General features: G+C 59.0%; 10 protein-coding genes and 1 tRNA gene. 2 read left to right on the plus strand and 9 right to left on the minus strand.

Features of this window, described 5'->3' with window-relative positions; translation table 11 throughout:
- The 5 genes from AACO21_RS16430 to AACO21_RS16450 form a co-directional block, all read right to left on the minus strand.
- Window positions 1–248, minus strand: a 248-nt coding sequence (locus AACO21_RS16430) for a GDP-mannose 4,6-dehydratase (RefSeq protein WP_346193611.1), incomplete at its 3' end; no start/stop codon positions are given.
- Window positions 245–808 (minus strand): dTDP-4-dehydrorhamnose 3,5-epimerase, encoded by a 564-nt coding sequence (rfbC, locus tag AACO21_RS16435; protein ID WP_346193612.1) that lies wholly within the window; start codon window positions 806–808, stop codon window positions 245–247. The genes AACO21_RS16430 and rfbC (AACO21_RS16435), both read right to left, overlap by 4 nt.
- 274 nt (window positions 809–1,082) lie before the next feature.
- Window positions 1,083–2,216, minus strand: a complete 1,134-nt coding sequence (gmd, locus tag AACO21_RS16440) for a GDP-mannose 4,6-dehydratase (RefSeq protein ID WP_346193613.1) — start codon at window positions 2,214–2,216, stop codon at window positions 1,083–1,085.
- 40 nt (window positions 2,217–2,256) lie between these two features.
- Window positions 2,257–3,318 (minus strand): GDP-L-fucose synthase, encoded by a 1,062-nt coding sequence (locus AACO21_RS16445; RefSeq protein WP_346193614.1) that lies wholly within the window; start codon window positions 3,316–3,318, stop codon window positions 2,257–2,259.
- A 150-nt stretch (window positions 3,319–3,468) separates the two neighbouring features.
- Window positions 3,469–5,562 carry a PAS domain-containing methyl-accepting chemotaxis protein gene (locus AACO21_RS16450; protein ID WP_346193615.1) on the minus strand — a complete coding sequence of 698 codons (2,094 nt, stop codon included), beginning with the start codon at window positions 5,560–5,562 and terminating at the stop codon, window positions 3,469–3,471.
- Between the two features lie 469 nt (window positions 5,563–6,031).
- Here AACO21_RS16450 and AACO21_RS16455 point away from each other — a divergent pair, with 469 nt between their 5' ends.
- The gene (locus AACO21_RS16455; protein ID WP_346193616.1) at window positions 6,032–6,385 is read left to right on the plus strand and encodes a CidA/LrgA family protein; all 354 of its coding nucleotides are present in this window, start codon (window positions 6,032–6,034) and stop codon (window positions 6,383–6,385) included.
- Window positions 6,382–7,098, plus strand: a complete 717-nt coding sequence (locus AACO21_RS16460) for an LrgB family protein (RefSeq protein WP_346193617.1) — start codon at window positions 6,382–6,384, stop codon at window positions 7,096–7,098. Before AACO21_RS16455 ends, AACO21_RS16460 begins: the two co-directional genes overlap by 4 nt.
- A gap of 105 nt (window positions 7,099–7,203) precedes the next feature.
- On the opposite strand, the gene AACO21_RS16465 is transcribed toward AACO21_RS16460, so the two are convergent.
- From AACO21_RS16465 to rfbA, 4 genes are all read right to left on the minus strand, one after another.
- Window positions 7,204–7,280 (minus strand) — tRNA-Arg (locus AACO21_RS16465).
- Window positions 7,281–7,363: 83 nt separating this feature from the next.
- On the minus strand, window positions 7,364–8,530 hold the full coding sequence (locus AACO21_RS16470; protein WP_346193618.1) for a nucleotide sugar dehydrogenase: 1,167 nt from the start codon (window positions 8,528–8,530) through the stop codon (window positions 7,364–7,366).
- A gap of 19 nt (window positions 8,531–8,549) precedes the next feature.
- A complete protein-coding gene (gene rfbC, locus AACO21_RS16475) occupies window positions 8,550–9,101 on the minus strand; it encodes a dTDP-4-dehydrorhamnose 3,5-epimerase (RefSeq protein WP_346193619.1) in 552 nt (183 codons plus the stop codon).
- A complete protein-coding gene (gene rfbA, locus AACO21_RS16480; protein WP_346193620.1) occupies window positions 9,101–9,979 on the minus strand; it encodes a glucose-1-phosphate thymidylyltransferase RfbA in 879 nt (292 codons plus the stop codon). The genes rfbC (AACO21_RS16475) and rfbA overlap by 1 nt, the downstream gene beginning before the upstream one ends.
- Window positions 9,980–10,052: the final 73 nt, after the last annotated feature.

Below are 10,052 nucleotides of genomic sequence, written 5' to 3' on the forward strand. Positions count from 1 at the left end.
TCCGCCGCAAAATTGAGCACGGCACGCGGTTGGTATTCCTTCAGGAGTCGGGTGACCAACTCGGCATCGCCGATGTCGCCCTTCACGAAAACATGCCTCGGATCACCGTCGACCGTCGCCAGGTTTTCCATATTGCCAGCGTAAGTCAGCGCATCCAGATTAACGACCTGCTCATCGCTGCCCGCCAGCCAATCCAGAACAAAATTACTGCCGATGAAGCCGGCACCGCCGGTCACAAGGATGGTCATGCGTGCTCCTTCAGTTCTTTAATTGCCGCTTCTAGGGTGAGGCCTGCTTGATCCTTCCCGGAAAGAGCGGGTTGCAACGCTCCTACCTGCCAATCGATGCCTAGCGCGGGATCGTTCCAGGCAATACAACGTTCATGCGAAGGAGCGTAGTAGTTGGTAGTTTTGTACAGAAATTCGGCGCTCTCACTCAATGTGAGGAAGCCATGGGCAAAACCAGGAGGAATCCAGAATTGCCGCTTATTTTCAGCCGAAAGTTCGACACAAAAATGCTGTCCAAGCGAGGGGGAATCCAATCGGAGATCCACCGCGACATCCAGCACGCTCCCCTGAACAACACGAACGAGCTTTCCCTGTGCATAAGGTTGTAGCTGGTAATGCAAGCCTCGTAATACCCCGCCAGCGCTCTTGGAATGGTTGTCTTGCACAAACAGGACATCCCGGCCAACCACTTCGTTAAAGCGCTGCTGATTGAAGCTCTCGAAGAAAAATCCTCGGTCATCGCCGAAGACACGGGGCTCAAGGATGAACAAATCCTTGATCGGAGTTGAGATAGCGTTCATGAATTGGAAAAATAGTGACAAAATCTGGTCATGATCTACGCGATTTTCGCACTTCAGCCGACGATGATAAAGAAATATTTTGCAATGCAGCAATATGGCATATTCGCCTATGCATTAGGTGATACACCGCTGAATTGATTGATCTTTTTTGCAAAAGCCCAGTTTGACAAATGCAATAAAAAACCCACAGCAAAGGCTGTGGGTTTGTTGTATTTTGCATTTTTGCAGGGGCTAATAATTTAGCCTGCAAAGTGTGGCAAAAGAGTGGCGGCGATCAGTGCTCCGCGCTGACGGAGATGTCGAAACCGTGGTGTTTCAGGAGGGCATGGCGCTTGGCGGCTTCCAGGTCATTGGCCACCATCTCTTCACACATCGCCTGCACCGTGATCTCCGGGACCCAGCCGAGTTTCTGCTTCGCCTTTGCCGGATCGCCCAGGAGCGTATCCACTTCCGCCGGGCGGAAGTAGCGCGGGTCGATCTTCACGATCACGTCGCCTACCTTGAGTGCGGGTGCGTTGTCACCTTCGATGGCCTCCACAATGCCGATTTCGTCTACGCCCTGCCCTTCAAAGCGCAGCTTCACGCCCAGGTGTTCGGCTGACCAGCTGATGAACTGGCGCACGCTGTATTGCACGCCCGTGGCGATCACGAAGTCTTCCGGCTTGTCCTGCTGCAGCATCATCCATTGCATGCGCACGTAGTCCTTGGCGTGGCCCCAGTCGCGCAGGGAATCGATGTTGCCCATGTACAGGCACTTCTCCAGCCCTTGGGCGATGTTGGCGAGACCGCGCGTGATCTTGCGGGTCACGAAGGTTTCGCCACGGCGCGGGGATTCGTGGTTGAAGAGAATGCCGTTGCAGGCGTACATGCCGTAGGCTTCGCGGTAGTTCACCGTGATCCAGTAGGCGTACATCTTGGCCACGGCGTACGGGCTGCGCGGGTAGAAGGGCGTGGTTTCCTTTTGCGGGATTTCCTGCACCAGGCCGTAGAGTTCGGAGGTGGAGGCCTGGTAGAAGCGTGTTTTCTTTTCCAGTCCGAGGAAGCGGATGGCTTCCAGGAGACGCAGGGTGCCGATGGCGTCGACATCGGCCGTGTATTCCGGGGATTCAAAGCTCACGGCCACGTGCGATTGAGCACCCAGGTTATAGACTTCGTCCGGCTGAATCTCGCTGATGATGCGCGTGAGGTTGGAGGTGTCCGAGAGGTCGCCGTAGTGCAGTTTGAAACGGCTGTTCTCGATGTGCGGATCTTCGTAGATGTGGTCGACGCGCTGGGTGTTGAAGGACGAGGCGCGGCGCTTGATGCCATGCACTTCGTAGCCCTTTTCGAGCAGGAATTCAGCGAGGTAGGAGCCGTCCTGGCCCGTCACGCCGGTAATCAGGGCAACTTTGCGTTTTTGTTCGGTCATGTGCTTTCCTTGAATCTTGATTCTGGGTTGCTCGGCGCGCTCAGGCGCGACCTGCGAGGTAGTCTGCGTAGGCGGTCTTCAGCCCGGTTTCGAGGTCGATCCCGGCTTTCCAGCCCAGTTGTTCGAGGCGGCTGCTGTCCATCAGCTTCTTGGGTGTGCCGTCCGGCTTGCTGGCGTCAAAGTGCAGTTCGCCGGTGTAGCCCACCACCTTGGCGACCAGTTGGGCGGCTTCCTTGATGGTGAGGTCGCTGCCGTAGCCCACGTTGATGTGGCTGAGCATGGGCTGGGTATTGGCGTCGTAGGTGGCTTTGTCCAGGTTCATCACGAAGATGCTGGCGGCGGCCATGTCGTCCACGTGCAGAAATTCGCGGTAGGGCGTGCCGGTGCCCCAGAGGGTGACGGCGGTTTTGGGGGTGATCCGACGGTCGACCGCGTCAAAGCCGATCATTTCGCAGATGTCGGCCGGAATTTCGCCATAGCGGGCGCGGTCGGCTTCGATGGCGGCGACATCGCCGGCCTGGGCCAGTTTGGCGAGGTGCAGCTTGCGGATCATGGCGGGCAGCACGTGGCTGTTGGCCAGGTGGTAGTTGTCGCCCGGACCGTAGAGGTTGGTCGGCATCACGCTGCGGTAGTCCCGGCCGTATTGGCGGTTGTAGGATTCGCAGAGTTTGATCCCGGCAATCTTGGCAATCGCGTAGGGTTCGTTGGTGGGTTCCAGCGTGCCGGTGAGCAAGGCATCTTCACGCATCGGTTGCGGCACGGCTTTCGGATAAATGCAGCTGGAGCCGAGAAAGAGCAGTTTTTGCACGTCGTTGGCGTGCGCGGCCTGGATCACGTTGGCCTGGATCATCAGGTTTTTGTAGATGAATTCCGCCGGGTAGGTGTTGTTGGCGTAAATCCCGCCCACCTTCGCCGCTGCCAGGTACACCTGGCTGGGCTTTTCTGCAGCAAAAAACGCGTCGACCGCCGCTTGGTTCGTGAGATCCAGCTCCGCGTGCGTCCGCGTGATCACCTCAGCCCCCGCCGCTTTCAACTGCCGAAGGATCGCCCCACCCACCATCCCTCGGTGGCCCGCTACAAAGATTTTTTCTTTCACGCCCATGCTCGCTCTTCGATCTGCTCGTTACGCTCAGCAGGCATGCGTACAACATGCCCACGGCAAAGGCGGCATTATCGCACAGGCTAGAAAGGGGCGTCGCCGGGGGCCACGCCCAGGCAGCTTGGCTGCTGCCTGGTTGGCCACGAGCTCGGATCAGTGGGTGATGGTGAAGCGGGCAGACATGGTGTTGAGCAGTTGCGAGAGCTCGTTCAGGCGCTGGGTTGCCTGAGCCGCCCCCTGGATACGCTGAGCGCTGTGCTCCGAGCTTTCGGCGATCAGGGCGATTTTGTTCGCGATGTCGCGGGCTGAAGCCGATTGCTCGCTGAGCGCATCGACGATCCCATCCATCGCCGACACCACCCGGCCCGAGCCCTGCTCGATCTCCTGAATGCTGCTGATGGCGCCCTCCGCCCGCGTTTCCGCATCGCTGGAGAGAAGCACGCTGTGTCGCATTTTGTCGGCCACGGCTTTGGATTCGGACTGGATACGGCCGATGATGCGGTGAATGTTCTCCGTGGCATCAGCGGTCAGTTCAGCCAGTTTGCGAACCTCATCGGCCACCACGGCAAAGCCCCGGCCGGCTTCGCCTGCCCGCGCAGCTTCAATGGCGGCATTGAGGGCGAGCAGGTTGGTCTGCTCGGCAATGCCGCGAATCGCCTGGGTGACGCCTGAGACATCGCGGGCGCTGCCTTCCAGGGCATCCACCGCGCTAGCAGCCTCCACCACCGAGGCGGAAATCTCGCGCATGGCCGTGACGGCCGCACCAATGGTCGCCACCCCGGTTCGTGAGGCATCCCCTGCCTCCTTGCCGATATTGCGCGTACTGGCCGCATGCTGTGTCACCTGCTCGACCGAGCTGGAAAGTTGTTCAACATTGGCCGCAATGGACTCTGCAGCCCGGGCAGAACGATCCGCACTGTGGGCGGCCTGGCGGGTGCTGTCCTCCAGGCTGGCCGCGCCCTGGCCAAGCTTGCTCACCGACTGACGAAGCGCTGCCGCCATTTCGTGCAGGGAGTTTTTCATTTCGGCGATGGAGGCGATCAGATCGCCCAGGAGATCGGGGCCGGCGTGCGGCAGATCAACCAGCAGATTGCCACGTGCAATTTCCTTGGTCGCTGCTCGGGCCCGGCGGATGGGCTGAAGAACACTGCGAATAGCAAACGCTGCAAGGAGGGTGGCGAGCAGGATGGCCAGGCCGACACAGATCGCCAGAGCCCGCTCGGTCTGGCTGACATAGGCGCGGGACTCGGCCACCAACGCATCGTCCCAACGCTTGCTCAGCACGACGGTCGCGTCGACGGCAGCCCGCTGAGCATCGTAAAGCGCCTTGAGTTGGGCACGCAGCTCACCTTGGCGGACACGATCGCCTCGCTGCACGGCCTCAGACCACTCGCCCAGGGCCAGCGCAAACACTGCGTCACCTTGCTGAATCAGGGCGGCGTTCAATTGCCGAGCCAGTTCAGGCGGGAGCGTTTGTTTTTGCCAGTAACGCTGACGCTCGACAAACTCGGCATGCAGCGTCTGCAGGCGTCGCATGCTCTCTGCCTGATCGGCGGGCGGCTGGAAGGGCAATTCGAGCGCCACGGCATAGGCTTCGAGCACGTAGAGGGGCGGCGGCAGAATATCCGCCAGCAGGTCCTTGCTCTGCACAATATGGGCAAAGCGGGGGCCGTCCACGCTGTTGTCGAGCACACTGCGGTGGGCAAACACCGCCACCATGAGCAGCGCCAGCAGGGCAACCAGCGGCGCCATGGCGGTTCGCACGGTGAGCGAGCGCGACCAGAGTGCAATCAAGGGCGCGCCCAGCCAGGCAAACAGGGCATGGCCTCTGGATTGCACCGCCCCCTCATTGAGATGAATGCCCGGATTGGCACGCATGGCGGCGTAGAGTCGCTCTGCGTCGGCGATGGCTTCTGCCTGCGCCGCCACGCGCACGGACATGTAGCCGGATTTATCCGGCAAAGGCGTGGCCGTGGCCTTGACCCAATAGTAGGAGCCATCCTTGCGCCGGTTTTTGACCATGCCGGACCACGGACGGCCTTTCTTGAGGGTGGCCCACATATCCCGAAAAGCCTCCTTGGGCATATCCGGATGGCGAATCAGCTTGTGGGGCTGGCCAATCAGTTCGTCCCGCGCGTAGCCGGAGGCTTCGACGAACTCATCATTGCAATCGACAATGGTTCCTTTGAGGTCCGTGCGACTGATGATCGCGCACCCGGGCCTCAATACATACTCAACGCCTAGCATTCATTGCTCCAGTGAATCCAATCTGGTCATGACATGACGGCGAGGGTCCGCCCCTTCGCCCAAGCTACCGGCATTGGTAGTCAGCCGGGCAACCCCGGCGTTGCCGACGACGTTGTCAGCGCATGGGGTTTAGCAGAAAGAATGCCAATCGCGTGGCTCGCCTACTCCAAATACAGCAACTCATATAAATCAATTAGTTAGAAAACAACAGCATCACAAAAGCGATTCAGATCAGACGGTGTGAGGCTGCGGCAGGCACAAATCCGGTGCCGAATGCACCACGAACGCTCCCGATACATGTGGCAGGAAGCTCGGCAGTTGTCCTGCACCGATCAGATTGCTCAGCAGTCAGGATCGGCGTTAATTTGCAGGGATGACCCCGCGCCCCCACTGCAACAAAGGCTAAAATCAGACCAAAGGCCCCAACGCCTCCCTGGCGCCCCCATCTACCCCGATCCACACCTCTGCCATGCTTGCTGCCCTGACCACCTTATTACTGTTTCAACTGGTTGGCGAAGTGCTGACCCGCAGCTTGGCGTTGCCCGTGCCCGGCCCGGTGATCGGGATGGTGTTGCTGTTTGTTTTTCTGGTGCTGAAGGAAGGGCCGGGCAAGGAGTTGCAACAGACAGCGCAATCGCTGCTCCAGCACCTCTCCCTCCTTTTTGTGCCGGCCGGGACCGGCATTCTGGTGCATCTGAATCGCGTGGGCGATGAATGGCTTCCGCTCGTCCTGGCCATTGTGCTGAGCACACTGCTGACCTTGGTGATCACCGCCTTGGTCATGAAACTGTGCATGAAGCCTGAAGATCGGGAGACGGCATGACACCGCAACTCACTGAACTCTGGGTCTATCTTTCCGCCTCGCCGCTGCTGGGCCTGACCATCACGCTCTTGGCTTACCAGGTCGCGTTCTGGCTCTATCAGCGGAGTGGATGTCATCCCTTGGCGAATCCCGTGTTGATTGCCGTCACCATGCTGGTAGGCCTGCTCTTGCTGACCGGGACGCGCTACGAGACCTATTTTGCGGGCGCGCAATTTGTGCATTTTCTCCTGGGACCGGCCACGGTGGCGCTGGCCATCCCGTTGTATCACCAGTTCAAGCGGGTCAAAGCCATGTTCTGGCCAATCCTGGCGGGGCTATTGGCGGGCAGTCTGACGGCCATGGTCTCGGCCGTGATGATCGCCAAACTCTTTGGCGCGAGTGTGCCCACCCAACTCTCGCTGGCGCCGAAATCGGTCACCACGCCGATTGCCATGGGGATTGCCGAGAAAATCGGGGGAATTCCTTCGTTGACCGCCGTCCTCGTCATCGTGACCGGCATCCTGGGCGCCGTCGGCGGGCGCTATGTGTTCGATGCCCTGCGTATTCGCAGCGATGCCGTACGCGGGTTCTCGATGGGCGTGGCTTCGCACGGGATCGGTACCGCGCGGGCGTTCCAGGTGAATGAACAAACGGGCGCCTTCTCGGCCCTTGCCATGGGCCTCAATGGGGCCCTCACGGCAATCCTGCTGCCGCTGATCAGCTACTGGCTATAAAAAAAGCGCCCTTGGCGCTTTGAGCGGGGCACGTCGAGTCCCCAATTTCTCCCCACGGAAAGCAAAAAGGCCAATCAATTGATTGGCCTCAGTGCGTGTTCTGAATGGCGCGCCCGGAGCGATTCGAACGCCCGACCCCTTGGTTCGTAGCCAAGTACTCTATCCAACTGAGCTACGGGCGCGCTGTCAGAGCCGCGCATTATACGGATATTTATCGGCTTGCCTAGTCTTTTTCGAATTTATTTTCGGAAAGCCTTGGCAGGCCTCAATCCGCACCAAACAGATCGCGGCTGTACACCTTGTGCTCGACATCACGGATGTCGTCCGTGATGCGGTTGGCGATGATGATGTCGCACTCCGCTTTGAAGGCCGCCAAGTCGTTCACCACGCGGGAACGGAAGAACTCGGTTTCGTTGAGCACCGGCTCATAAATGATGACTTCGATGCCTTTTGCCTTGATGCGCTTCATGATCCCCTGAATGCTGGAGGCGCGGAAGTTGTCCGAACCGGCCTTCATGATCAGGCGATGCACCCCGACCACCTTGGGGTTCCTGCGAATGATCTCATCGGCCACAAAATCCTTGCGGGTCGTATTGGACTCCACAATCGCGTGAATCAGGTTTTGCGGGACATCGCGGTAGTTGGCAAGCAATTGCTTGGTGTCCTTGGGCAGGCAATAACCGCCATAGCCAAAGGACGGGTTGTTGTAGTGACTGCCAATACGCGGGTCAAGGCAGACGCCATTGATGATCTGACGGGTGTCGAGCCCATGCGTGGCGGCATAGGTATCGAGTTCGTTGAAGTAGGCCACCCGCATCGCCAGGTAGGTGTTGGAGAACAGTTTGACTGCCTCCGCCTCGGTGCTATCAACGAACAAGGTCGGGATATCGGTCTTCTTGGCACCTTCGACCAGCAGACCGGCAAAGATCTCGGCGCGCGCTGAACGCTCTCCGACAATGATGCGTGAGGGATAGAGATTGTCGTACAGCGCCTTCCCCTCGCGCAGAAACTCCGGGGAGAAGAGGATGTTATCGACACCGAAATCTTCACGGGCACGGGCGGTATACCCAACCGGAACGGTCGATTTGATGACCATTACGGCCTTCGGATTGATTGCCAGTACATCGCGGATGACCGCTTCGACGGAACGCGTATTGAAGTAGTTGGTTTCCGGATCGTAGTCCGTCGGCGTGGCAATCACGACGTAATCTGCACCGACATAAGCCTCGTGTTTATCGAGCGTGGCGCGGAAATTCAACGTCGCGTTGGCCAGGTAATCCTCGATCTCGCGATCGACGATGGGCGACTCGCGTCGATTCAGCATCTCGACCTTTTCAGGGATGATATCGAGTGCCACGACTTCATGATGCTGAGCGAGCAGGATGGCGTTGGAGAGGCCAACGTAGCCGGTTCCGGCGATGGCAATTTTCATGGTGATCTAGTCTGAAAAGTTAAAGCTGTTGCAGGGCATCGGCGTAAGCCATGCCCTGCTGATCCTTGACGGAGAGTTGCGGCACGACGTCCCCCAGTGACCACTCGATCGCCAGTTGCGGGTCATCCCAGCGAATGCAGCGCTCGGCAGCAGGGGCGTAGTAATCCGTGGTTTTGTAGAGGAATTCCGCCGTCTCGCTCAGGGTTAGAAAACCGTGGGCAAAGCCGGGAGGAATCCAGAACATGCGCTTGTTGTCAGCGGAAAGCTCAACAGCCACATGTTGCCCACAAGTCGGCGACTCGGGTCGGATGTCTACAGCCACGTCGAGCACGGCACCATGCACAACCCGCACCAGTTTCCCCTGTGCATGCGGTGCAAGCTGGTAGTGCAGGCCACGCAGGACGCCACGGCTGCTGCGCGAGTGATTGTCCTGCACAAAGTCGATATCCAGCCCCGTCGCAGCGGCAAAAACCTGGCGGTTATAGCTTTCGTAGAAAAACCCACGCGCATCGCCAAAGACACGCGGTTCGAGAATCAAGAGTCCGGCAATCCCGGTTTCAATCGTTTGCATCAAAATACCTTGTCTGCCAGCAGGGAGGCCAGGTACTGACCGTAGCCGTTTTTCAGGAGCGGTTGCGCCAACTGCTGCAATTGTGTGGCATCGATCCAGCCCGCACGGAACGCAATCTCTTCCGGACAGGCCACTTTGAGACCCTGGCGGCGTTCGATGGTCGCAATGAACTGCCCCGCCTCCAGCAAGGAATCATGCGTCCCGGTATCCAGCCAGGCATATCCCCGGCCCATGATCTGAACGTTGAGCTCGCCCTGCGCCAGATAGTGCGCGTTCACATCCGTGATTTCCAGCTCACCACGCGCCGAGGGCTTGATATCCGCCGCAATGTCGCACACCTGACGGTCGTAGAAATACAGCCCCGTCACCGCATAGTTGGATTTCGGCTGCTTCGGCTTCTCTTCAATCGAGCGCGCCCGCTGCGTAGCATCGAATTCGACCACGCCGTAGCGTTCCGGGTCCTGCACGTGATAGGCAAAGACGGTTGCGCCATCCTCCTGTGCCGCGGCTTCGCGCAGCTTGAGCTGGAAATCATGGCCGTAGAAGATGTTGTCACCGAGTACCAGCGCACTGGTGTCGTTCCCGACGAAGTTGCGCCCCAGAATGAAGGCTTGGGCCAGGCCATCCGGGCTCGGCTGAACGCAGTAATTGAGGTTCAATCCCCATTGGCTGCCATCACCCAGAAGGGATTGAAAACGCGGGGTATCCTGTGGCGTCGAGATGATCAGAATGTCGCGGATTCCGGCCAGCATCAGCGTGGTCAGCGGGTAGTAGATCATCGGCTTGTCGTACACCGGCAACAGTTGCTTCGACATCGCCAGCGTCGCCGGGTGCAGCCGCGTGCCGGATCCGCCGGCCAGAATGATGCCTTTCCTCATGCTGCTGCTCCGTACTGTTTGCCCAGCCATTGCTTGTACGCACCGCTGGTCACATTGCTCACCCAGGCCTGGT

Origin of the sequence: Dechloromonas sp. ZS-1 (assembly GCF_039649255.1) — a bacterium.
In the GTDB taxonomy this organism is placed as follows: Bacteria; Pseudomonadota; Gammaproteobacteria; order Burkholderiales; family Rhodocyclaceae; genus Azonexus.

Coding starts and splice junctions, on each gene's coding strand:
- rfbC (WP_346193612.1), bottom strand. CDS start 808: ATGAACGCTATCTCAACTCCGATCAAGGATTTGTTCATCCTTGAGCCC.
- gmd (WP_346193613.1), bottom strand. CDS start 2,216: ATGACCGAACAAAAACGCAAAGTTGCCCTGATTACCGGCGTGACGGGC.
- AACO21_RS16445 (WP_346193614.1), bottom strand. CDS start 3,318: ATGGGCGTGAAAGAAAAAATCTTTGTAGCGGGCCACCGAGGGATGGTG.
- AACO21_RS16450 (WP_346193615.1), bottom strand. CDS start 5,562: ATGCTAGGCGTTGAGTATGTATTGAGGCCCGGGTGCGCGATCATCAGT.
- AACO21_RS16455 (WP_346193616.1), top strand. CDS start 6,032: ATGCTTGCTGCCCTGACCACCTTATTACTGTTTCAACTGGTTGGCGAA.
- AACO21_RS16460 (WP_346193617.1), top strand. CDS start 6,382: ATGACACCGCAACTCACTGAACTCTGGGTCTATCTTTCCGCCTCGCCG.
- AACO21_RS16470 (WP_346193618.1), bottom strand. CDS start 8,530: ATGAAAATTGCCATCGCCGGAACCGGCTACGTTGGCCTCTCCAACGCC.
- rfbC (WP_346193619.1), bottom strand. CDS start 9,101: ATGCAAACGATTGAAACCGGGATTGCCGGACTCTTGATTCTCGAACCG.
- rfbA (WP_346193620.1), bottom strand. CDS start 9,979: ATGAGGAAAGGCATCATTCTGGCCGGCGGATCCGGCACGCGGCTGCAC.